This window comes from Acinetobacter sp. SM34 (assembly GCF_022012365.1).
Taxonomy (GTDB): domain Bacteria; phylum Pseudomonadota; class Gammaproteobacteria; order Pseudomonadales; family Moraxellaceae; genus Acinetobacter.
Genome location: NZ_JAKLTP010000005.1, coordinates 33,172 through 58,217, shown reverse-complemented (window position 1 = coordinate 58,217; position 25,046 = coordinate 33,172). Strand labels below are relative to the sequence as shown.

The window sequence follows — 25,046 nt, the reverse complement described above, 5'->3', positions numbered from 1 at the left end:
CCTAAGTTTAATTTACATGAGCTAGCTGAGCTTTACGATTTAATTCAATCAGCTCCGATAAATGAATATTTTGCTTATATAAATAATTGAGTATATACAGCTGATGCTCTGCTTCTGAATATTTATTGTTATATACAAGTAACATAGAGTACTTACCTAAATTGTACATTGTAGGATTTTTTTTCACTATATTTTCAACCATTTTTAGTTGATCATCAGACATCATTGTTAATGGATTAAACCTAGCCCATTGTATAAGATCTTTAAATTGAGTTAAAAATACAACTCTTGAACTTCCCCAAATTTTCACATCCGTCTGTTGCTGTGTCGCCAATGATTTTATTTGGGCATGACAAAGTTTATAATCACGCCAAATTAGCCCAATAAGAACTAGAAATACTAATCCATAAATACGAATAATTATTTTATCAATTAATATTCCTTGTAATGTCGGAGTCTGAGCCTGAATAAGTCCTAATAAAAAGCCCATTGGCAATAAAAAATATGCGTAACGGTATGGAAACTCTAGCAGTGCATGAATAAGAATAGTACTTACCATAAGAATTGCTACAATAGATGCAATATCTTTGGCATTTTTATTAAGCCAAAAGAACCATATAACCATATAACCAATAATTAACAATCCCAATGGAATACCATTCCAAACTAATAAATCAAGCAAAACATTATGGGCACTTGCCACCCATGCATGTGTAGGATGCAGATGAAAAACTGACATTTGGGCAATGCTAGTTTGATTCCAACCATAACCAAACCAGCCCTGTTCTCTTAAAGCAAATAACATTTGGGTCCAAAAATCAAAACGCTCGTAACCAGAGCTAGCACGGTCAACAACAGATCGTACTTTAATCAGTTCTAGTTGCGTAAAATTATCTATTAAATACGTTAATATTTTTACTCCAGAAGCTGTAATTGCAAAGAACCCTAAACTCCAAGCAAATAATGTAGAGAATTTAAGTCGTGGGCTATTTTTATATTGTTTATAACCCCAATAAGCACAAATGAAGATACAAACTACCCAAGAGGTACGAGATTGACTTAATGCGATAGCAAATAGAATGAACAGATTTGAAGGAATAAGGATATACAAAGATATTTTATATTTTTCATATAAATACAATCCTCCAAGTATTCCCATTGTTAAAAATGTAGCCATATTATTAGGCTGACCAAAATTTGCATAAGGTCGACTACCTACAAGTTGCATGACCCCTTTAACTTCGATATTTAACCATTGAATGATTGCCATTAAACTACTTAATAAAGCAATACCAAATAGTAAATAACTAATATTTTGCATCAAACGTTCACGAGACTGTATTTGTAATGAAAGATTAAAACCCAATACAATCATTAACCAGAAACCTAATAGATATAAGGTACTTATTAATGCAACACTAAAATCAAATACTAACCCAAAAGCCCACTGTAATAATGGAATAAAGACAACTGGAAAAACCCATAATTGTATTTTTGGTATTTTTAATTGTTGGTTTAAAAATAAACCTAGCAATGCCAGCCCAGTACCAAAACTCAAAATTTCGCTAGAAAATGCAACCCATGGCTGATCATGAAATGGCGACAACCAAGCAAAACCCATCATAAATGCAGCAATAATAAAGTAAAATATTTTCATTTTTAAATAAGAAATAAAATAATTTCGATCAACTATACAGCTAAATCTCTATAAAATCTCCTACAAAACTGATGTTTATTTCCAAGGACGCAAATCAACAATTTTAATTATCTGACCACTTTCTTTATTTAAAAGAACCACCATATCAACTTCATTCGCCTTTAGCGGCAAAAAAGCATTCGCATTAGGATATTTTATTAAAGTCTTTTTTACTAAATTCTTCTCATTATAAGAAACTAATTCTGATAATGGACTGAGCTGTTTTTTTATTTGCTTTGATTGATTAAATATCGGTTCATATAGAGTCGGCTGCATACTTGGTGCAACCCCTGTTTGTAATTCCACAAAAGTACGATTTGACTTTTCTTTTTCATTTTTTGTTGGTATCACAGCAACAAATTGTGGTTTCCCCCAACTGAGAATATTGTAGGGTGCTTTTGCCTGTTTTAGATTCTCTATAGGAATGTTATTCGCCTGAGCCACATCAAACCTGAGCGTATCGAATGCAATCCATACTGGACGACCACTAGAAATACTATATAAGCCATAGGTTAATGCAGATATCTGAATTAAGAAAATAATCATCAAATCCAGTTTAAGTAATTTTTTCCCTTGTTCTGCGACAATTAAAGTTAATGTAGGACCTAGAATCACATCTACCACAAGCATAATAAAAAAGAGTGAGGTTACTCCCACAGCTTTTGCCAAAGGTGCTGGATACCAAATATAAAACACAAGAAATAGACAACAACAAGCAAGCAATAATGAAACACATAAATGTGCAATAAAATATTTTAATCTAAACTTAGTTAACCACATATAATACCGTTAATAAAATGATTCACTATTGACAAGAGGTCGGTAAAAATTTGGGTTCTATTGTACCACCACATTTCCATAATATAACTTGTTCATTATTTACCAAATTCAAAGTAGGCGTAAAAGTCATATTTGTGCCTGCTATATTGCCCGCGTCGAACAAAACTGTGATAACCCCAGTATCTGCCGCTACTGATACGCCATTCGTTTGAATATATTTACCATCAATGGTATTGGCAAAGCTACCAATATAGCCCGTTGTCGTAACCGCAGTTGCATCGGGGAATGCTTTATAATTAGCAAGCCAAATGGAAATTTCTGCACGAATCCCTTCAGTAGTTTTAAAACCTTCAGCTGCTTGCGCGCGCGCCATATAAGTCCTGTAAGCAGGAAGTGCAATAGACGCTAGAATACCAATAATTGCCACGACAATCATGAGTTCAACAAGTGTAAAACCTCGATTTTTTTTCATTGCACTTTATCCTTTTCTATATTTACATATAAATCAAAAATCATGCCATAAAAATTAAAGATAAAAATCAATTACTTATTTATTAAAATTAATTATTTTACATTTACACAGTCATTATATGACAATTTTTTGCATTAATTTACAAATTTCTAAAATAAAAAAAAGAGAGCCTAAACTCTCTTTTTTAAACCATCAATTAACTATTACTGACAGCTAGTTGGTAAACGTTTAGCCAAGATACCGTTACTAGTACCTGGAGCACATGTCCATTTCGAAATCTGACCTGTTGCTGCAACAATAGAAGGTGTTAAAGTCATTACTTTACCATTGTTTGTACCGTTGTTAAAAGTAACTTGAATAACTGAAGGTGTAGTCGGCGTAGTAATAGTAGAAGCATCACCACCCGTAATAACTACACCACCAGTAGTAAAATATTTACCTTGCAGTAATGCAGCAGCAACGCCTACATCATCAGAAGCTTTTGGCCAGCGGTTCTTATCAGCAACGAATGTACCGATATCCGACTGAACACCAGAAGTTGCTTTAAAACCTTCAGATGCTTGTGCACGTGCAGTATAATCTTGGTACGCAGGAAGTGCGATAGCAGCCAAAATACCGATAATCGCTACAACGATCATTAATTCAATAAGAGTAAAACCCTTTTGCATAGATTTCATAACATTCTCCACAAATGTTTTTGTTTATTTATAAGCTTTGTAAAGCTAAAGTAGCTTATTTTATATATAGCACTAAATGTGCCAAGACCGATTATAATAAAATTGACAGAAAAAACAGCACTTTAAAAAAATAAAATTGTTACAACGTAGTTTTAATGTTTTTTTTAGTAAAAAAGTGACAATTTATGTCATTATTCCACCTATTTTCTAACGCAAAATAATCGGACGATTGGCCAATTCATTATTTTTATCTTGAATTGATTGAGCATAAAACCGGTTGAGCACTTCACCAATGTTTATCACACCTGTCACTACCGCTTGCCTAAGCTGTTGTTTAACCAATTGCGTAATCATATTTTGACAAATTTCATCCCAAATCATTTGCTGAGTGGCTGTTTTTATTCCACGATCAATAATAATTTCAACTTTTCTTTCACATAAATTGATGTAAAGAAGCACACCACTATTATATTCCGTATCCCATACCCCAAGCTCTGCAAATAACTGACGCGCACGCATACGAGTTTCTTGGTAATATGCCTGATTTACAGGAAGATGACCTTCTATCACGACTTGAATTTCCCCGACATGTCCACACTCAGCCTCAGTCACTGCCTGGGCAATCGCAGCTTGATCGTGTTTGGAAAAATAGCGTTGTGTTGCAGGCATATATAGAAAATGCTTTAACCAACGCTTAAAACTGGGCTGACTTACTTCTGCTGTCTTAGGTTGTGTGACAATTTCTGTCGTATCTGTTGTTGTTACCATGATCCTGATGCCCCTCCTCCACCAAAGCCGCCACCGCCGCCACTAAATCCACCACCACCAAAGCCGCCACCGCGTCCACCACCACGACCAGCGGATGATAAAATCAATTGAAAAATGGTTTGCGCAATTGCAGTAATGAGTAAGAAAAAAATACCACCACCGATTAATAAACTGGTGAGCAGTCCGGCACCATTGACCAGACCAGCCACAGTTCCCGCAACAGCTGCTGTAGAAGCACTTAAAGGTTTACCTACAATAAATGAACCAATAATTCCTGCGATTAAAATAAATAAGGCTGTACTCAAGGTTTTCTCTTTCGCCTGTTGTTCATGCAAGGCTTTTTCCTGCCGTTCTTTCAACTCCTGCGCTGCATTCGCTGCAACTTCAGGATCCAGATTTAAAATCCGCTCAATTTCCGCAAGTCCAGCATCAATACCTTGTGCATATTGAGCCTGTTTAAAATAAGGTGTGATCTGATTACGAATGATTCGGCTTACGACAATATCAGGCAGTACACCTTCCAGACCATAGCCAGTTAAAATCTGGATACGCCGATCATTCACCGCAATCGCCATGAGCAGACCATTATCCTGTTTCGCAGATCCAAGTTGCCATTTCTCAGCCACCCGCATGGCGAAATCAAAAATATCTTCCTGTCCCGTCGTTGGCACGATCACTACACCAATTTGAGCCTTGCCCTGTTCATGCAAATTCAGAATCCGCTGACTTAACTCCTGCTTTTCACTGGCAGTTAATAGATTGGCCTGATCAACGATTGGCTCATTTAAAGTCGGCAGGCCGCGGATAGATTCGCCGTCCCCCATATCATTGGCAATTTTCGGCTGCTTAGCTTCTGCCTGTGCTGTCGGTTTTTGCTGAGTTTGATTTGCTTGTTGCTGCTCTTGAATCACCTTCCCTACGATAACCGCTTCTTCACGGTCACTGGCCGTGGCCACTTCACTCAAAGCAAATGAACTGGACAACATTGCAAAGCACAAGATCAGCACGTGTAAAATCATCGTGAACGTATTTTTATGTTCTGGAGCAAGCATATGCGCATCCTTTTTTATGCAGCCACCCGATTAATCAAATGAAACCTTAGGCGCTGTTTGTGCACCCTGTTCTGCACTGAAATTCGGTTTCGGATTCATGCCGATGACTTTAGCCGTCATCACTTGCGGGAACTGCCGTGAATAGGCATTAAAGTCTTGAACTGAGGCAATATAACGGTTACGGGCAACTGCAATGCGGTTTTCAGTCCCTTCCAGTTGTACCTGTAAATCACGGAACTGCTCATTGGCTTTTAAGTCCGGATAGTTTTCTGAAACCGCAATTAAACGGGATAATGCTGTAGTCATCTGTGCCTGAGCCTGCTGATATTTTTGGAATAAAGCAGGATCTTCCAGCACTTGTTTATCCACTTTTAGACCGGCAACATTGGCACGCGCCTGAGTCACTTCAGTCAATACCTGCTCTTCATGTTTTGCATAGCCTTTCACCACATTAACCAGATTAGGCACCAAATCTGCACGGCGTTGATACTGGTTTTGCACTTCTGCCCAAGAAGCTGTAACAGCCTCATCCTTCACCTGTAAAGTGTTATAGCCACAGCCGCTTAAGGTCAGCGTGCTCGCGAGTACGACTGTCGCTGCAGTTTTTTTCATAAAATTCATTCAGCTATTCCTCTATTATTTATTTGTATTTGTTTAACTAATTTTATTGTAAACATATTTAGCTGTAGTTTTGTTTAATTTATTTATTCAAGATGAAGTTCAATTTTTTGGAAGAAAATAAAAAAGCCCGATCATCAATCGAGCTTAATCCAGCAAAATTTCAATCAGCTATAAGCGACTATGGACAGCTCCTTTTGAAATTCCGGATGGAGATATTCGGCCGCCAGTCGCTGCTTCCACTCCTTGACGATCTCGCTATAGTCAATTTCAGAAGGATGAAAATCGGCTTTAAAATAAGATAAATATTCAGGCAATAACTGGACGAACATTTTCCCGATTAAATAGATTCCCAGAAGATTACCCGTCACTTTAGGCAAACTTTTTTTCTTATCTTGCCAAAATAACCGGGTGGCCGAATAGAAGGTCAAGCTGGCAAAACCTGTGGTCACACTACGCATAATCATACGCCGCACTTTATCATCCCCATATACATGCTGATAAACATCAAAGGCGACAGCGCGATGTTCAATTTCTTCAATGGCATGCCAGACCCAGAGTTTGATGGTATCTTCATCCAGGTTGGCCAATACTTCAGGATGTCGCAGAATATATCCTCCCAGCAAAGCGGTAAAATGCTCAAACGCACAGGTAATCGCCAGCTGGATTTTAGGATGCAGTCCTTTTATATAGCTGTCTTTACGTGCCAGCCAAGCCTGAAAACGGTCCAGATTATAGTCATCACGGCGCCAGGCAGCATTAAACTCGGCATGAGCTTTGGAATGCATGGCTTCCTGTCCAATAAAGGCTGCAATTTGAGCCTGCAATTTTTCATCTTTTACCTGATCACGAACATTACGCACGCTATGTACGAAAAACTGTTCTCCTACAGGAAATGTAGAAGATAGCGCGGTCAGCAAATGTGACATGATAGGGGAATTGGCGAAATAATGCCTGCGAATGGCTTGCGGATTAAATTGTGGTTTACGCACTGTAATCCCGATAGCCTTTGGACGATTTTGATATGATTTTTCTGTCGTCACTTGAGTCATCTGAGTATCTCTTAGCTAGAATACAGAAACTCAGTATGTGCAGGAATTCAGGCTTCACATATGGCAAAAATGCTTAGCCCATTTGCAAAATCAGCCATTTTTACAGCTAATTTACCTCTAAAATTATATATTTATCAGCAGATACACAAAACGTATCATTTCAGGCAATGCATAACGACAATAAAAAACCCGCCAAAGCGGGTTCTTAGAATGAATTCAATTCAGTTTATATCGAATTAAACATCCAAGTAATCTAGGATACCTTCTGCAGCTTGACGACCTTCCCAGATTGCAGTCACAACCAGGTCAGAACCGCGCACCATATCGCCACCAGCAAAGATTTTTGGATTTGAAGTCTGGAATTTAAACTCTTGCTGTTCCGGCGCAACAACACGGCCTGAACCATCCAAGTTAATTTTCACATTATTAAACCAATCAGCTGGGCTGGTACGGAAACCAAATGCAAGAAGTACGGCATCCGCTGGCAACACTTCTTCAGAACCTGGAATTGGCTCTGGGCTGCGGCGACCGCGGCTGTCTGGCTCGCTCAATTGTGTAGTCACAAATTTAACGCCAGTCACTTTGCCGTTTTCACCGACAATTTCAATTGGCTGACGGTTAAACTGGAATTCCACACCTTCTTCACGTGCGTTTTTCACTTCACGGCGAGAACCTGGCATGTTTTCTTCATCGCGACGGTAGGCACAGATCACTGATTCAGCACCCTGACGGATAGAAGTACGGTTACAGTCCATCGCAGTGTCACCACCACCCAGTACGATAACTTTTTGACCTTCTACACTGATGTATTCAGCCGCATCTTTTTCCCAGCCTTGGCAACGGTTGACGTTGGCAATCAGGAAATCAAGCGCGTCATAGACACCGTTCAGATCTTCACCGGCAAAACCGCCTTTCATGTAAGTGTATGTACCCATACCCATGAATACTGCATCGTAGTCTGCAAGTAGCTGATCAATCGTTACGTCTGTACCAATTTCAGTATTTAAACGGAATTCAACGCCCATACCGGTGAAAATTTCACGGCGACGTTTCATGACGTCTTTTTCCATTTTGAATTCAGGAATACCGAAAGTCAGCAAACCGCCAATTTCAGGACGCTTGTCAAATACCACCGGTTTTACACCATTACGTACCAGAATATCTGCACAACCTAGACCGGCAGGACCAGCACCAATGATTGCGACTTTTTTATCAGTCCATTTCACGTGTGACATGTCTGGACGCCAGCCCAAAGCAAAGGCGGTATCGTTAATGTATTTTTCTGCATTACCAATGGTCACTGCACCAAAACCATCATTCAGGGTACACGCCCCTTCACATAAACGGTCTTGCGGACATACACGGCCACAGACTTCCGGTAAAGTGTTGGTTTGATGGCACAGTTCTGCTGCCTGGAAAATACGGCCTTCAGCAATCAGTTTCAGCCAGTTTGGAATGTAGTTATGTACCGGACATTTCCATTCGCAATATGGGTTACCACAACCTAAACAACGGTGGGTTTGGTTAGCCGCAATTTCCGCTGTAAAAGGTTTATAAATTTCCACAAACTCTGCTTTGCGGACAGTTAGATCTTTTTTCTCTGGATCTTGGCGTGCTACATCCAGGAATTGAAAGTCATTGTTTAGGCGCTCTGCCATGTCTCTCTCCGTGGGTAGGTGTAACGGTTTCATCTTTTACCGCTACACCTGCCTATCAATCTGCAGTAGTGGAATTATTGTGGATCAGCTTTGGTTGTTTTCAAAAGCGTTTGCAAATTAGCAGCTTTTGGTTTTACAAGCCAGAATTTACGGCTGTAAAAATCAAACTCATTGCGGATCTTGTACGCCCAAGCACTACCTGTTTCAGCAATATGTTCATCTAAGATACGAAGCAAGAATTCTTGATGTTCTTCCATCGCCTCTGTAGAAATACGGTTCAATTCAATTAGCTCATGGTTGTAATGGTCAACGAAGTCGTTATCCAAATCAAGTACATAAGCAAAACCGCCCGTCATACCTGCACCGAAGTTATGACCCACTTTACCGAGTACAGTCACAATACCGCCGGTCATGTATTCACAGCAGTGATCGCCTGCACCTTCAATTACGGCAAAGGCACCTGAGTTACGTACCGCGAAACGCTCACCTGCAGTACCTGCAGCAAACAGTTTACCGCCAGTCGCACCATACAGACAGGTATTACCAATAATCGCCGTTTCTTGAGTTTGGAAAGGCGAACCTTTTGGTGGGAAGATCGATACGCGACCACCCGCCATACCTTTACCGACGTAATCGTTGGCATCGCCTTCAAGTTTGATATGCAAACCACCAGCATTCCAAACACCGAGTGACTGACCTGCAGTACCTTTCAAATTCATAACAACAGGATGTGCTTCCATGCTGAGGTTGCCATAACGGCGTGCAATTTCACCAGAAATACGTGCACCAATTGAACGGTCACAGTTCACCACATTAAAGCTAAACTCACCGCTCTTACCGGCTTCAATGGTCGGAAGCATCTCGAGAATCATTTTCTCTGCAAGCAGTCCTTTATCGAATGGCGCATTACCTTGTACTTGGCAATATTGCGCTTTACCTTCTGCAGATGGATGTGAAGTCAATAATGCACTTAAATCCAAGTGAGCATGTTTATCCGTTTCACCTGGCAATACTTCAAGCAGATCAGTACGGCCAATCAGGTCTTTCAGGCTTGATACACCAAGCGCGGCCAACCATTCACGTGTTTCTTCCGCAATAAAGTGGAAGAAATTGATCAGCATTTCAGGTTCACCGATGTAGTGTTCCTGACGTAAATGATCCTGTTGAGTTGCAACACCGGTCGCACAGTTGTTTAAGTGACAGATACGCAGGTATTTACAACCCAATGCAATCATTGGTGTTGAACCAAAACCGAAGCTTTCCGCACCAAGAATTGCCGCTTTCACCACGTCTAGACCAGTTTTCAAACCACCATCGGTTTGAACACGTACTTTGCCACGTAGGTCGTTCACACGAAGGGCTTGATGCGCTTCAGAAAGACCTAATTCCCAAGGCGAACCGGCATGGTGAATTGAAGATAATGGCGACGCTGCTGTACCGCCGTCATAACCTGAAATGGTAATGAAATCGGCATAAGCTTTCGCAACACCTGCAGCAATTGTACCCACACCCGGTTCAGATACCAGTTTCACTGATACCATCGCCTGAGGATTGACTTGTTTCAAGTCAAAGATCAGTTGTGACAAATCTTCAATTGAGTAGATGTCATGGTGCGGTGGAGGTGAAATTAAGGTCACACCTGGTACTGAATAACGTAAACGTGCAATTAAGCCATTCACTTTACCACCCGGTAACTGACCGCCTTCACCCGGTTTTGCACCTTGTGCGACTTTAATCTGCAACACTTCAGCAGAAGTTAAATACGCAGGCGTTACACCAAAACGACCAGAAGCGATCTGTTTGATTTTCGAATTACGGATTGTGCCATAACGCGCTGGATCTTCACCGCCCTCACCAGAGTTTGAACGACCACCGATGGTATTCATGGCAATGGCAATCGCTTCATGTGCTTCAGGAGACAATGCACCCAAAGACATCCCGGCAGAGTCGAAACGTGGCAGAATTTCTTCAACCGATTCCACTTGATCTAGTGCAATTGAATTGTCGGTTTTCAGCTTCAACAAGTCACGAATGGTAGCGACCGGACGGTTGTTTACCAGTTCAGCATATTCTTTAAAATCTGCATATTTGCCTGAACGAACTGATTTATGTAAGGCATTGATCACATCTGGGTTAAATGCATGATATTCCTTGTCGAATACAAATTTCAGCATGCCACCCTGATCGATTGGCTTACGTGATTTCCACGCTGTATCAGCCAGTTTTTTCAGATCATTTTCAAGATCAGCAAAAGTTGCACCTTTAATACGGCTTGGTACGCCAGTGAAGCATTTAGCAACCACTTCAGTCGACAGACCAACAGCTTCGAATAACTGGCCACCACGGTAAGAGGCAACAGTCGAAATACCCATTTTCGAAAGGACTTTCAATAAGCCTTTTTCAATCCCTTTACGGAAGTTGGCTTGTGCATGGATTGGGTCACCTAACAACTCGCCTTTCGCGATCAAGTCATTGATCACGTCATATGCCAAGTAAGGATAAATCGCAGTTGCACCAAAGCCCAATATCACCGCAAATTGGTGTGGATCACGTGCCAAACCTGTTTCAACAATAATGTTGGCATCAGTACGCAGACCCACATTGATTAAGTAGTGATGTACCGCACCTGTTGCCATGAGTGCATTAGCAGGCAAGAAACCTTGACGGATTTTCTTGTCTGAAAGCACCAATAAAGTTTTACCATCACGAATCGCTTGAGCAGCCTCGATGCAAATACGTGTAAGCGCAGCTTCCAGACCTTCAGTTTCTGCATAGTTCAAATCGATATCAGCAATTTCGTAACCCGGACGCCCAAGGGTACGAATCTGATGCATTTTTGAATTTGTAAGTACAGGACTAGAAATAATCAAGCGATCGGCATGTTCAGGGCTTTGCTCGAATACGTTTTGTTCGCGACCCAGGCAAGTTTCCAATGACATCACAATCGATTCACGCAATGGGTCGATTGGCGGATTAGTAACCTGTGCAAACTGTTGGCGGAAGTAATCTGACACATGGCGTACTTGACGAGACAATACTGCCATTGGCGTATCATCACCCATTGAACCTACTGCTTCCTGGCCACTTTCAGCGATTGGACGAAGCAACTGGTCACGCTCTTCAAAAGTCACCATGAACATTTTCTGTGATGCTTTCAGCTCATCGCCTTTCAAGCCTTGATCACATAAATATTCTTCCAGTTCCGGACTACCTTGAATGCGTACAGAATTCTCACGCAACCATTCACGGTAAGGACGCATTTTTTTCAAATGGTTGCTGACATCTTTGGTATCGAGCATTTTGCCAGTGAAAGTATCAATCACCAGAATTTGGCCCGGGCCAACACGACCTTTAGAAATCACATCTTCAGGCTGATAACCCCAAACCCCAATTTCTGATGCAAGCGTGATGTAGCCATTTTTAGTGATGACCCAACGTGCTGGACGCAAGCCATTACGATCCAGCATACAGATCGCATGACGACCATCTTGAATGACCAGACCCGCCGGACCATCCCAAGCTTCCATATGCTTAGAGTTGAATTCATAGAATGCACGAAGATCTGCATCTAAAGTTTCAACGTTTTGCCAAGCTGGTGGAACCAGCATACGCAGTGCACGGAACAGGTCCATGCCGCCACCGACAAGAATCTCAAGCATGTTATCCAAGCTTGAAGAGTCTGAACCGGTACGGTTCACAATCGGGTTAAGATCGGTTAATCCAGGTAATAGCGGGTTTTCGAATTTTGGTGTACGCGCCATTGCCCAGTTACGGTTTGCAGTAATGGTGTTGATTTCACCATTATGCGCCAGATAACGGAATGGCTGCGCTAAAGGCCAACGCGGTAAAGTGTTGGTCGAGAAACGTTGGTGGAACACTACAATATGAGATTCCAGGCGTTCATCTGCCAAATCGGTGTAAAAGTCAGCAATCGCTTCAGGCATCATCAGGCCTTTATAGCTAATCACTGTAGAACACAAAGTGGTCACATAGAATGATGGATCATTGGTTAACTGTTGTTCTGCACGACGACGTGCCAAGAACAATTTACGGTTAAACTCGACCTCAGTCACACCCATAGGGCAGTTGACAATAATCTGTTCGAATGCAGGTAAAGACTGCATTGCAATTTCACCAAGCACATCGTTATTGGTTGGAATAACACGCCAAGCGAGAACTTTAAGACCTTCAGATTCAATTTCTTTGGCCAACACTTGTTTAGAATGTGCAGCAATTGCTGGGTCTACATTTAAAAATACGGTACCGACAGCAAAAATTTCGCTTAAAGTGATATCACTGAGTTTTTTTGCTTCTTCACGGAAGAATTTCTTCGGCATTGCCAAGAGCAGACCACAACCATCCCCTGTCTTACCATCTGCGGCAATACCACCACGGTGTGTCATACAGCTAAGACTATGCATAGCGGTCTTGACGAGATCATGGCTGGCATCACCCTGCATATGGGCGATTAGACCGAAACCACAGTTATCTTTAAACTCATCCGGTTGGTATAAACCTTGAGCGGGAGCTACAGTATTAGGCGATGGCATGTGCATAGCGTACCCTTCTTTTCAACATGGCCCATAAAGCGGGCATCTAACAATCAAATATCTTCTTTGCGATTTAGTCCAATTTACTCACTTTAAGATCAATGATGAGTAAAATCTTTTCATCATGCTTAAGATAATCCGATTTTAATCTTTGTACATGAATTAATTGCAAAAATGTTTTGCTTCGTTCACGCACTCTTTTAAAGCAGGCAAATTTGACGATTTCGCACAATCATTGAATCTTTTCGCGCCAAAACAGGGACATCAACTCAATTCACGCACCAATTAAGCAAAAAATATGCCAATCACAAAAAGACAATGCTAAACGTTTTAAATATAAAAACATTAAAGTTTCGCGAGTTTTATCAAACTCTCAGTAAAACATTTTTTGCACTATATTTGTGCGTATTGTTATTTTTATAACCTAATTTGCTCTATTTTAGAACTATATTTTTAGTTAAATGGGTCATTAATTTCTTTTTCTGGAACTTTATTTCCGCCTTGTTTCGGTGCAGATTCGACAGCTGAATGTGACTGCTGCACATCCACTACATTGCCCTGTTCGTCGCGACGTGTCACAGTGGTGGTTGTAGTTGCTGTTTTAGCATCAGTTGCCGGCTCATTGGATTTTGGTTTCACAATTGCCAATATGCTTTCGTCAACTTTAGGTAAAGGCGCAGATTTTAGATTGACTGCATACAGCTTATTATTAGTACCCATTTCATCCGCGCCCATGTCATTTACTAAAGAGACATAATTTTCAATATCCTGTACTTTAGGCTGAACAGTCTTGGGAAATTGCAGCGGTAATTGCTCTAGCATACGTTGAGCTTCATCTTTATTTCTATATACCCCATAGAGAAGCACATATTGTTCAATCTGGTTCTCACCGCTTAAACGTATATAAAAAAAGTTCTTGCGATCGGATTGTTTTTTTAAAAAACTGCGAATCACATCATCCTTGGTTGTGCGAAACAATTCGATGGTACTTGCGTTCTTATTATCATTAATAAACTTGCTACCACGAAATTCCGGTTCATAACTTCCAGTAGTCACTACACGTGTGGTCATTTCTAAAGGACGAACTTCATCCTGTAGCGCACCAAGCAAGTTCGTTGCAGCAACTTTTTCGGGTTGAATTTGTAGCTCAGACTCCGTTTCCGCAGATTTTTCCACTTCAACTAAAGCATCGCTATCCGTGATTGCCCAAAAAACAAGCGCTGCAAACAAACACACCACCCCACACACCAGCCAGATATAATTTTGAATACGTTGCCATTGTGTACGGAGGGTTGCCATGAGTTATGCCTTTTCTTGATTCGCTAAAATCGCTTGTTTCATCAATTCCACATCAAATTCTTTGCTAATTACGGCTTGTCCCAGTGCTTTCATCAGGACCAGACGCAACTGCCCATTCAGCACTTTTTTATCATGTGACATATAGGCAAGAAATTCTTCCAGTGGAATAGCTGGGCATTTTACGGGTAAATGAGCACGTTGAATGATTTTTTTTGTACGTTCTAGATCTTCACGTGAAATCCAGCCCATCCGTTGTGACAAATCAGCCGCCATCACCATCCCTGTAGCAACCGCTTCCCCATGTAGCCAAACGCCATAACCCAAATAGGATTCGATTGCATGGCCAAAAGTATGACCTAAATTCAGTAAGGCACGTTCGCCTTGTTCTTTTTCATCATTGGCGACAATGCGTGCTTTATGAGCGCAAGATTTATATACAGCTTCAGCGAGCAGTCCGGGATCGCGCGCAACCAGCCCATCCATATTTTGTTCAAGCCAGACCAAGAAATCACGATCTCCCAGTAAGGCATATTTAATCACTTCTGCCAAACCCGCAGATAACTCGCGGTCTGGCAAGGTCGAAAGCTGTGACATATCAGCAAGCACAACTTGAGGTTGCTGAAAAGCCCCAATCATGTTTTTACCGAGTGGATGATTGATACCAGTTTTCCCGCCCACACTTGAATCGACTTGTGACAAAAGTGTCGTCGGTACCTGAATGAAATATACCCCACGCTGGAAACATGCAGATGCAAAACCTGCCATATCCCCAATAACTCCACCACCCAAAGCCAATACTGTCGCATCCCGGTTAAAACCCGCTTCCAGCAAAGCATTAAAAATGAGATTTAAATGCTCAATATTTTTATACTTTTCGCCATCAGGCAAAATACATGTCGCAACCGTTTTACCCAAACCTTCAATCGCACTAAGGTAATGCTCTAGATATAAAGGAGCAACCGTCGTATTGGTTACCACCATCACCTGCTTTCCGTGAATATAAGATTCAAGTAAAGATTGGGGATTGAGATCACTGCCAATAAAGATAGGATAGCGACGATCACCGAGTTCAACATGTAAAGTTTGCATGAAATTAAAACCGTTAATTAGACTAGCTTTGCTTCTTGAGAAACAATCATATGTAAGATTTTTTGCGCTAAATCACGAGCAGCGCCCTGATTTGTTTCGATAATATAATCTGCAACTTCACGATATAAGGGATCGCGAACAGCCAATAAATCACGTAACTTTTGTTCAGGATTTTCAACTTGCAGTAAAGGACGGTTTTTATCCCGATAAGTGCGCTGTAATTGAATTTCGACAGGAGTATAAAGGTAAACCACAATTCCACGTTGTTTTAAGAATTCACGATTAGGTGACTGGGTCACTGCTCCACCACCAGTTGCAATAACCAGCTGTGAACGGGCAGTAAGTTCATCAATCACCATTGTTTCACGATTACGAAATCCCTTTTCACCTTCTTTTTCAAAGATCCAAGGAATTGTCGCACCTGTTTTACGTTCAATTTCTTGATCACTATCAAGAAATTCTCGTCCCAACAGTTCCGCTAAATGACGACCAACAGTTGTTTTTCCAGCCCCCATTGGCCCTACCAAATAGACATTTGGCAGGGTTTCAAACTCATTGCTTGGCAAGGAGTCACCTATTTATTTTGCTAAATTCAAAATATATTAATGATTTCTTGAAACACTGTCATTAACAATTCGTGGTGTAACAAAAATCAATAGCTCTCGCTTATTATCAGATTTCAAATCTTTACGGAATAAACGACCTAAGTAAGGAATATCACCTAAGAATGGTACTTTTGTTTGTGTATTCTGTGTTACTTGCTCGAAGATACCACCCAATACCACAGTTTCACCATTATCTACCAATACATTAGTATTAATTTCATTCTTGTTTAAAGTAAATTCACCATTTGGTGCAACTCCACCAATTGAATCACTTGAGATATCAAGATTCATTTGAACCTTGCCATCCGGTGTAATACTTGGGGTAACATCCAGACTCAATAAAACATCTTTAAATTGAGTGCTTGCAGTTGCATTGGAACCCGTTCCACTGACAGATTGATAAGGAACCTGTGTACCCGATGCAACTTTAGCTTTCTGTTTATCCGCCGTTAATACTTTAGGGGTAGAAACAACTTCACCATAACCATCGGCCTGCAACGCTGAAAGTTCTAAATCCAGCATAAAATCAGACAAGCTAATCAAACCAAAAGCAATTCGGCTTGCACCTTGACTGGTTACACCTAAATCCACATTTAAGTTCTGTGGACGTTGAATCGTATATTTACCGTCATCATCAGGTGTTTTTAAATCCCATAAGGTTGTATCACTACCACCGACCAACAGGTCACTATTCTGGTTAATCCCCTGTGACAAGATACCCCACTTCACGCCCATCTCTTTACTAAACTCTGTTGAAGCACGAACAATACGCGCCTCCACCATCACTTGTTTCACGGGAATATCAAGTAAATCCACCATTTTGCGAACTTTATCGATATTTTGTGCAGTATCATTAATAATCAAGGTATTGGTACGTGCATCAACCGAAATTGAACCACGGGGACTTAAGAGGGTTTCACCTGAATTATCATTTGATCTACCGCCACTACTCCCACCACCCGAATTATTCGACTGTTTAGTTTCAGTAATTAACTTTTCAATATCAGTGACTTTAGCGTAACTTAATTTTAAATACTCAGTTTGAATCGGCGCCAATTTTACACTTTGTGCTATAGCTTTAGCTTCTTCTTCTTCCGCCTTGATCAGTTCTGATACCGGTGCAATCCAGATCACATTGCCATTACGGCGCTTATCCAGATTTTTGGTTTTTAAAATAATATCAAGAGCCTGATCCCATGGGACATCTTTTAAACGCAGGGTAATATTGCCTTGTACACTATCTGCAGTCACCATATTGATACCGGTGAAATCTGCCAATAATTGCAGTACACGACGTACTTCAATATCCTGGAAATCCAAAGAAATCTTTTTCCCTGTATAAGCATTCGCTGCTTTAGGTTTTAATGGATTTTTATCTTCAGGACGTTTTAAGCTGATGGTTAGTTTATTATCAGTCTGATAAGCCATATATTCATAGCTACCAGAAGTCTGAATGGTAATCACGCCATTACCGCCGTCATTGGTAGCATCGACCGTGGATACCGGAGTTGCAAAATCATTGACATTTAAACGACGTGCCAAGTGTGCAGGAACTTTGTTACCCAAAGTTCGTACTACTACTTTACTGCCTTGCTGTTGTACATCTACCGGAGTATTACTACCTAATAAATCAACAATAATTTGGCCTTCACCCTGACTGCTACGCTGGAAACCAATATTGGAAATGCCTTGCGCAGTTTTTTGAGCCATAACTTGCTGTGAGGCAAATGTATTTCCAGCAACAGAATTAATTTTTAATATAAAGGTATTGCCTTCAATACGTGTGGTAAAGGCACCCGCATCAGCCAAGTTCACAGTTAAACGTGAACGTTGCACATCTGAACTCACATCGACCGAAGTTGCCTCTTTCGTTGCGACAGGTATGCTATTCTGTTTTAAATTTTGTTGCGCTTTATCAAAATCAAGAATCAAACGTGATGGTTGCTCAAGTTGATAAGCTTGAGGTTGTGGTGGTAAACCATTAAACATCACACGGATTTCTGTACCTTGACCTGCAATCTGCATCGGCACAATATTTGTAATACTGACTTGTGCATTTGCAACCTGCATGATCGCGATCGCAACAGCACCCATAGAAAATTGACGAAACAAATGGTTCATTGTATTGCCATCCCCAAATATAAAATCTTTAAAACTATTATTCATTTTTATTCCTTTTAAACTTAAGGCGCTGGTCCAAGTAATACTAGACTTCTTGGACGTTCCACGTATCCTTCTCGCCCATCTGGAATAATTTCCACGAGATCAATCTGTGTAGGCGTGATGTTGACCACACGACCATGATTCATGCCCATATAACTGCCGCGCTGTATCCGCTCAATTTCACCATCCGGGGTTTGAATCAATGCCAGTATCTGTCCAGACTGGCTACGCATGCTTCCCTTCATATTTAACGATTCAATTGCATAACTTTCTAAAGGCTGCAGTTGACGTGATAAATTAGGATAGACCCGCTTTCCTGACATAATTTTTAATTCAGCAGCCAGCGAACTCGGTAAAAAAGGACTCTTCAACTGGTGTGCCGCATAATTAAATGTCGGTACAGGAGGAAAAACCGGAGCGGGTTCAATCGCTAATGGGGGTTGATTACGGATATTGGCCATTTGTTCATTCACGGCATCAATACGCGAGTCACAGCCCACTAACATTAAACCCAACATCAAGCTGAGAGAGATTTTTTGCATTTTCATTACTTTGCCCCTCCAGTTGTAGCCGTTGAGTTAGCATCCGTAGCCTGAGTACCGGTAGCTGGAGTAGCCGTAGCCTGAGCATCCGTAACCCCAATATAACGGTATGTTTTTGCTTTAACGTTATAGTTCACTTGAGGAATGTCAGATTTTTTCTCTTTATTTTCCGATGCTGTAATCTCAAAATCATGTAAGGTTACAATACGTGGCAGTGCAGCAATCCCACTCACAAAAGAACCAAAGGCATGATAATCACCTGTTGCTGTGATTGAAATTGGCTGTTCAATAAAAAATTCTTGTTTAACCTCTGGATCCAAACTAATGTTTTTAAATTTCAAGCCAGAACTTACACCCGTCACGTTGATATCTTCAACCAGACCTGGAATTTCAGTTTCTTTCGGCAATTGCTCTAATTGCTGATTAAAATTCGCTTCCATTTCTTGTAACTGCGCTTGCAACAACTGCAGATTACGAAGCTTGGAATCTTTTTCACGAAATTCATTAAGTAGGTTTTGTTCTTGAGCAGCAGCATTGGAAATATCGTCCAATTTGCTTTTAATGGTTAAAAAATAACCAAGAACACCAATCGCCAATACAATCACAATCCAGCAGGTAATTTTGACGGACAATGGCCAACTGCCATAGTTATTCATATCCAAAGTATTGAACTGCTGAAGGAACTTATCCAGCGTCATCTTCTTTTTAGTGACCACAGCTTCATTTGGATTTAATTCATCTAGTTCATCGAGACTCATTTTGCTGCCTCCACGGTTGAATTAGCTGTATTGGATGGTGCTTGTTGTTGTGCTTCTGGTGCAGCTGGTTGTGCGATTTCGTCTAAGTCAGCAGTCACCACAAATGAACCATAACCTTCTTCAACACGCGGAACGACTGAACTAGGCGCTTTATCTTTTTGCTCTTCAACTGCTAAAAAAGAATTCATAAAAGCGTTGCGATACCAGGCAGATGACTCCAAATTACGTAAAAACTCTGCAACAGTATTCGGGCTTTCCGCCTTCCCCTCGATAGTAAATTTATCGCCGGAACGCACAAATTTGGTAATATACAAATTAGTTGGCGTTACTCGTACCAATTCGTCAATCAGACGTACTGCAATTGGACGTTGCCCTTGCAAGCCTTGAATCAGTTTCATACGCTCAATAATAGCATTGCGCTGCGCTTCCAAACCTTCCAGAGATTTTAATTGCACATCCAGATTTTGATTGGTGCTGGTAATGAGTTGATTGGCCTGTTCCTGGTCTTCAAGTTTTTGATCATAATAAAACCATGATGATGTAACCGCCAAAGCGCCAATGAATGCAGCCCCAATACAAATTGCTATAAATTCTTTTTTTCGTTTCTCTCTCAGCTCATCACGCCAAGGGAGCAAGTTAATTCTTGCCATTAATCAAAACTCCTCAATGCCAGACCACATGCCACCATGAGCGAGGAAGCATCATTCTCTATTTTTTTAATATCGATTTGTGGAGAAAACCCCATTTGCAAAAATGGGTTGGCAATCGTGACGCGATAACCCAGTTTTTGTTGTAGTAATTTCGCGAGTCCTGGAATATTAGCATTCCCCCCCGCCAATAAAATGTGGTCAATCTCATTAAACTGTGAAGATGAGAAGAAGAACTGCAGTGATCTTGCTGCCTGTTGAACTACAGCTTCCAAGAACGGCTCTAAGACTTCAACATCATAGTCATCGGGCAATGAACGGGTTTTCTTGGCACGGCCCGCTTCTTCAAAAGACAGACCATAGCGATTTTGAATTTCTTGAGTCAGCTGTTTACCGCCAAACACCTGCTCTCTTGTATAAATCACTTTATTATTTTGCATCACAGATAAGGTGGTCATGGTATGACCTATATCTAAAACACCAACCGTATTCACACCTATTGGTAAAGTATCGGAAAATACTTTATAGGCATTTTCTATCGCAAAACTTTCAACATCGGCAATTTTTGGTGTCAGGTTAGCCAATTCCAGCACTTCAGCACGTGCTTCTACATTTTCAAGACGCGTTGCAACTAAAAGCACATTCACCCGATTCGGATTGGCTAAACGATCCGGCAATACTTCAAAATCCAGACTGGCTTCATCCAGAGGAAAGGGAATGTATTGCTCTGCATCCATACGGATCTGAACTTCACGTTCGTCATCCGTCATATCGGCATCCATTTCAATGGTTTTGGTAATCACCAATGAAGTTGGGATGGCAAGGGCTGCAGCTTTAGATTGCGTATTGGCAAGATTAAGCGCTCGCTCTAGTGCATCTCCGACAGCTTCTGGATTTAAAATATTTTTTTCAACAACACTACCTTCAGGTAAGGGAACCAGTGCATAGCTCTCAACCCAGTACCTGTTACCGCTCTTAACAGAAAGTTCTAACAATTTAACAGAAGTAGAACTAATATCTACTCCTACTAACCCCTTATTCGGCTTACGATATAACCTGAGCACAATATACTTCCTATTATTTTTTTATCCCCAATAAAAGTAACCTACTAATCAGTGCTGGTCTATAATTTTATACAGATACAATAACTCATCTAACAATCTGCATGTGTAAAGGCTATACTGACCGCTAATTAGTTTGCCATTAGCTCTTATTAAAACTTACTTGTTATGAAAAAGCTATCACGTTCGGGCCATGTTCATCCATTTTTTTTGATCATAATTATAGTTTTGGTCTCAATTCCGATGGGATTTTATGGCATGTATCTCTATATTGCCCCATCCTTACCCAAAATGACCACCTTAAAAAAGGCGCCGTTATTAAAACCTTTACAAGTATATAGTGCTGATAATGAGCTTATTGCTGAGTATGGCGGGAAATTGTCTGTCCCTGTGGAATACAAACAGATTCCAAAACCCTTTATCTCGGCTTTCCTTGCTGCAGAGGATTCATCCTTCTTTGAACATAGCGGAATTAGCTTTAAAGGTTTAGGACGTGCGGTGAGTGAAACCATCACCGGTTCCAACGTACAAACCGGCGGTTCTACCATCACCATGCAGGTAGCTAAAAATTATTATTTGACACCAGAACGCACGCTAAAACGCAAACTGACTGAAATTTTCTTAGCACGTAAAATTGAACAGAACCTGACCAAAGAAGAAATTCTCACCTTATATGTGAATAAAATTTTCTTGGGTAAAAATGCCTATGGCATTGCTGCAGCTGCAAAAATTTACTACAACAAAAACCTGGATCAGCTCAGTATTGCTCAGATGGCCATGATTGCAGGGCTGCCCAAAGCACCTTCAAAATACAATCCGGTGGTCAATCCTACCCGTGCCTTAGAACGTCGCAACTGGATTCTGGGACGTATGCTACAGCTGGGTTATATCAATCAGACTCAGTATAAACAGGCCATTGCTGAACCGATTAACCTCGATATGCCTGAACGTGGCATCAATAATAAATTCCCCTATGTGGGCGAAATGGTACGTTCAGAATTGATGGAAAAGTTTGGTGAACAAGCAATTGATTCTGGATACAAAGTCTATACCACCATCAATAGCCAACGTCAGGCCTTCGCAGAACAATCGGTACAAGAAGGTCTCGAAGCCTATGACCGTCGACATGGCTGGAGAGGTGCTGAAGCACATGACAAACCCTTGAGTGAATTCATAGCGTATGCAAATACCTATCCTGCCAAGGTGATTAAAGTCGATAAAAATGCTTTTGAAGCATTGATGCAAGATGGCTCTAGCGTGACTGTACCTTGGTCAGGCATGTCGTGGGCTTCACCTTACAGAAATGCCAACAGCGTGGGTCCTGCTCCGCGCACAGCTTCCCAAATTGTTAAAGTAAACGATATTATTCGGTTACGCCCGAATGACAATAAATCCTCTTGGGCACTGGTACAAATTCCTAAAGCTCAAGGCCAGCTGATTGCATTAAACCCGAACAATGGCGCAATTGAAGCCATTGTTGGTGGATACAATTTTTATCAGTCCAAATTTAACCGTGCCCTACAAGGCTGGCGTCAACCAGGTTCAACCATCAAACCCTTTGTCTATGCATTGGCACTTGAACGCGGTATGACACCCTACAGCATGGTCAATGACAGTCCGATCACCATTGGCAAATGGTCACCGAAAAACTCGGATGGTCGTTATCTTGGCATGATTCCATTACGTCGCGCCTTGTATTTATCACGGAATACCGTGTCCGTTCGCCTGCTGCAAACGGTGGGCATTGAGCGTACCCGACAATTACTGATGGATTTTGGTTTGCATGAAAATCAGATCCCACGAAATTACACTATTGCCTTAGGTACACCACAAGTTCTTCCGATTCAAATGGCCACAGGCTATGCCACCTTCGCCAATGGCGGTTACCGCATTCAGCCGCACTTTATTGACCGTATTGAAGATGCGTATGGCAAAGTGATTTATCAAAGCAATCCTGACTATGCATGTATTTCCTGCATCAACCAAACTGATGAAGAAACTACCTCTGCAGAACCGGTAACCCCTGATGATGAAGTAATTGATGTCACCAATCAGACATTACCAGAAGAAAAAGAACTGGCCAAACTTGAACTTGATGAAACAAAAAGCCAGTACCGTCAGGCACAGCGTGTCTTGAAATCAAGCTCTGCATATGACATGGCCAATATTCTGCGTGATGTGATTCAGCATGGTACCGGACGTGCCGCATTAAGAATTGGCCGTGATGATCTTGGCGGTAAAACCGGAACAACCAATGATGCCAAAGATGCCTGGTTTGCCGGTTTTAATGGCAAACTGGTGACGGTTGCCTGGGTCGGTTTTGACCAGCCTACTACGTTGGGTCGCCTTGAGTATGGCGGTGTTGCCGCCTTGCCAATCTGGACCAACTTTATGGGCAATGCCTTAAAAGGCACACCGGCAGCCTGGGTGCATTTTGACAAAAATGCCAAAGCGCCAACCAATCATAACCAGACGATTACTGTCGGTGAACCTGTTCAAACAGATCGTTCATCTCCACCTTTGGCTCGTCCATTGTATCGTCCGGCACCTGTTGCTCCAGCACGGGCACCGGAACGTGACTTTGATGATCTTCCTGGAGAGAAAATCCTGGTTCCGGATAATGCCAACCCGCCAGACATGCAAAAACAAAATCACAAACCGGATGCACTTGATCATCTGATTGATGTATTTGAATAGCATGCTAAAAAGCCCTCGAATGAGGGCTTTTTTATTGGGCTTATTTCTTTTTGAATAAATAAATCTGGAATTGGGCTTTTAACTCAAACTGATCTTTCTGTTCTAAAGCCTGACGTCGCTCTGGCTTGGCTTTATAGGCATAAGGCGTCATGGCAAGCAGATGCTTTAAATCCGCTTGTGACAAGATAAAGGGCGCATCTACGATACTCTCCCCTACCAGCTCAAAAGCATCTTCCAGCTGAGCGACAAACTTATGCGGTTCATGCGGATTCACTTCTTCAAAAAGCACCTCACGCATGGCATAGAGATGCTCTTTCGCCGGCGTAACCACCATCAAATAGGCATGCGGTTTCAGTATCCGTAATATCTCCTGTTTTGGAATTGGGCTAAACAAGCTGGTACACAAGTCGATTGATGCATCTAAAACAGGTAATGTTGCACCCGTTCCAACCACCCAGGTCACATTTTTATTCAGCTTGGCTGCAACCTGAACTGCATTTTTGGCAATATCTACACCCACACATTGCAGCACTTCCGCCTGCATAGCATTGGTGTAATAACCTTCACCACAACCGATATCCAGCAGATTTTCAATGCGTAATTCGCGAATTTTTTCAACCACGGCCTGTTGTAAAGGTGCATAAAAACCTGCACTTAAAAATGCACGACGCGCCTGTACCGATTCAGGCGTATCACCCGGATTTTTACTGTGCTTATGCTGCACCACATGCAGGTTCACATAGCCTTGTTTTGCCACGTCATAACTGTGGTTATTCACACAGTGCCATGTTTTTTCGGTCAGTTTCAATGCTTCATGACAGACAGGACACATCAGAAGATTCATATTTTTCTCCAGTACCTG

The 25,046-nt window shown here is 41.4% G+C and carries 20 protein-coding genes; 1 reads left to right on the top strand and 19 read right to left on the bottom strand.

Annotated elements, in window-relative coordinates; all coding sequences use genetic code 11:
- Positions 1 to 7: 7 nt before the first annotated feature.
- The 18 genes from LZZ98_RS05805 to LZZ98_RS05710 all read right to left on the bottom strand — a co-directional run bounded on the left by LZZ98_RS05805 (position 8) and on the right by LZZ98_RS05710 (position 21,490).
- A complete protein-coding gene (locus LZZ98_RS05805; protein WP_237787045.1) occupies positions 8 to 1,657 on the bottom strand; it encodes a PglL family O-oligosaccharyltransferase in 1,650 nt (549 codons plus the stop codon).
- Between the two features lie 75 nt (positions 1,658 to 1,732).
- The gene (gene tfpZ, locus LZZ98_RS05800) at positions 1,733 to 2,476 is read right to left on the bottom strand and encodes a TfpX/TfpZ family type IV pilin accessory protein (protein WP_237787044.1); all 744 of its coding nucleotides are present in this window, start codon (positions 2,474 to 2,476) and stop codon (positions 1,733 to 1,735) included.
- 25 nt (positions 2,477 to 2,501) lie between these two features.
- Positions 2,502 to 2,948 carry a pilin gene (locus LZZ98_RS05795; protein ID WP_330848192.1) on the bottom strand — a complete coding sequence of 149 codons (447 nt, stop codon included), beginning with the start codon at positions 2,946 to 2,948 and terminating at the stop codon, positions 2,502 to 2,504.
- A gap of 203 nt (positions 2,949 to 3,151) precedes the next feature.
- A complete protein-coding gene (locus LZZ98_RS05785) occupies positions 3,152 to 3,616 on the bottom strand; it encodes a pilin (RefSeq protein WP_442862692.1) in 465 nt (154 codons plus the stop codon).
- Positions 3,617 to 3,832: 216 nt separating this feature from the next.
- Entirely contained in the window at positions 3,833 to 4,393 is a 561-nt protein-coding gene (locus LZZ98_RS05775) for a TPM domain-containing protein (RefSeq protein WP_237787043.1), read from the bottom strand.
- Positions 4,387 to 5,412 carry a TPM domain-containing protein gene (locus LZZ98_RS05770; RefSeq protein ID WP_237787146.1) on the bottom strand — a complete coding sequence of 342 codons (1,026 nt, stop codon included), beginning with the start codon at positions 5,410 to 5,412 and terminating at the stop codon, positions 4,387 to 4,389. The genes LZZ98_RS05775 and LZZ98_RS05770 overlap by 7 nt, the downstream gene beginning before the upstream one ends.
- Before the next feature lie 63 nt (positions 5,413 to 5,475).
- Positions 5,476 to 6,066, bottom strand: a complete 591-nt coding sequence (locus tag LZZ98_RS05765; RefSeq protein ID WP_237787042.1) for a LemA family protein — start codon at positions 6,064 to 6,066, stop codon at positions 5,476 to 5,478.
- A gap of 164 nt (positions 6,067 to 6,230) precedes the next feature.
- On the bottom strand, positions 6,231 to 7,115 hold the full coding sequence (locus tag LZZ98_RS05760) for a metal-dependent hydrolase (RefSeq protein WP_237787041.1): 885 nt from the start codon (positions 7,113 to 7,115) through the stop codon (positions 6,231 to 6,233).
- Positions 7,116 to 7,351: 236 nt separating this feature from the next.
- Positions 7,352 to 8,773 carry an FAD-dependent oxidoreductase gene (locus tag LZZ98_RS05755; RefSeq protein WP_237787040.1) on the bottom strand — a complete coding sequence of 474 codons (1,422 nt, stop codon included), beginning with the start codon at positions 8,771 to 8,773 and terminating at the stop codon, positions 7,352 to 7,354.
- A gap of 74 nt (positions 8,774 to 8,847) precedes the next feature.
- The gene (gene gltB / locus LZZ98_RS05750; protein ID WP_237787039.1) at positions 8,848 to 13,323 is read right to left on the bottom strand and encodes a glutamate synthase large subunit; all 4,476 of its coding nucleotides are present in this window, start codon (positions 13,321 to 13,323) and stop codon (positions 8,848 to 8,850) included.
- A 453-nt stretch (positions 13,324 to 13,776) separates the two neighbouring features.
- Complete coding sequence (locus LZZ98_RS05745; RefSeq protein WP_237787038.1) at positions 13,777 to 14,622, bottom strand: hypothetical protein; 846 nt, start codon at positions 14,620 to 14,622, stop codon at positions 13,777 to 13,779.
- A gap of 3 nt (positions 14,623 to 14,625) precedes the next feature.
- Positions 14,626 to 15,711, bottom strand: coding sequence for a 3-dehydroquinate synthase (gene aroB, locus LZZ98_RS05740; RefSeq protein WP_237787037.1), 1,086 nt, complete (start codon positions 15,709 to 15,711; stop codon positions 14,626 to 14,628).
- Between the two features lie 17 nt (positions 15,712 to 15,728).
- Positions 15,729 to 16,277, bottom strand: a complete 549-nt coding sequence (gene aroK / locus LZZ98_RS05735) for a shikimate kinase AroK (protein ID WP_086174554.1) — start codon at positions 16,275 to 16,277, stop codon at positions 15,729 to 15,731.
- Between the two features lie 36 nt (positions 16,278 to 16,313).
- Positions 16,314 to 18,437: a type IV pilus secretin PilQ family protein gene (gene pilQ / locus LZZ98_RS05730; RefSeq protein WP_237787036.1), complete on the bottom strand. Its 2,124-nt coding sequence runs from the start codon at positions 18,435 to 18,437 to the stop codon at positions 16,314 to 16,316.
- 62 nt (positions 18,438 to 18,499) lie between these two features.
- Positions 18,500 to 19,027: a pilus assembly protein PilP gene (locus LZZ98_RS05725; RefSeq protein WP_237787035.1), complete on the bottom strand. Its 528-nt coding sequence runs from the start codon at positions 19,025 to 19,027 to the stop codon at positions 18,500 to 18,502.
- A complete protein-coding gene (locus LZZ98_RS05720) occupies positions 19,027 to 19,779 on the bottom strand; it encodes a type 4a pilus biogenesis protein PilO (protein ID WP_237787034.1) in 753 nt (250 codons plus the stop codon). The genes LZZ98_RS05725 and LZZ98_RS05720 overlap by 1 nt, the downstream gene beginning before the upstream one ends.
- Positions 19,776 to 20,429, bottom strand: coding sequence for a PilN domain-containing protein (locus LZZ98_RS05715; protein ID WP_237787033.1), 654 nt, complete (start codon positions 20,427 to 20,429; stop codon positions 19,776 to 19,778). The genes LZZ98_RS05720 and LZZ98_RS05715 overlap by 4 nt, the downstream gene beginning before the upstream one ends.
- On the bottom strand, positions 20,429 to 21,490 hold the full coding sequence (locus tag LZZ98_RS05710) for a pilus assembly protein PilM (protein ID WP_237787032.1): 1,062 nt from the start codon (positions 21,488 to 21,490) through the stop codon (positions 20,429 to 20,431). The genes LZZ98_RS05715 and LZZ98_RS05710 overlap by 1 nt, the downstream gene beginning before the upstream one ends.
- A gap of 165 nt (positions 21,491 to 21,655) precedes the next feature.
- On the opposite strand from LZZ98_RS05710, the gene ponA reads away from it, so the two are divergent.
- Positions 21,656 to 24,184 (top strand): penicillin-binding protein PBP1a, encoded by a 2,529-nt coding sequence (gene ponA, locus LZZ98_RS05705; protein WP_237787031.1) that lies wholly within the window; start codon positions 21,656 to 21,658, stop codon positions 24,182 to 24,184.
- Between the two features lie 40 nt (positions 24,185 to 24,224).
- Here the strand turns inward: ponA and LZZ98_RS05700 are convergent, their stop codons facing one another.
- Positions 24,225 to 25,028 carry a putative RNA methyltransferase gene (locus LZZ98_RS05700; RefSeq protein ID WP_237787030.1) on the bottom strand — a complete coding sequence of 268 codons (804 nt, stop codon included), beginning with the start codon at positions 25,026 to 25,028 and terminating at the stop codon, positions 24,225 to 24,227.
- Between the last annotated feature and the right edge of the window lie 18 nt (positions 25,029 to 25,046).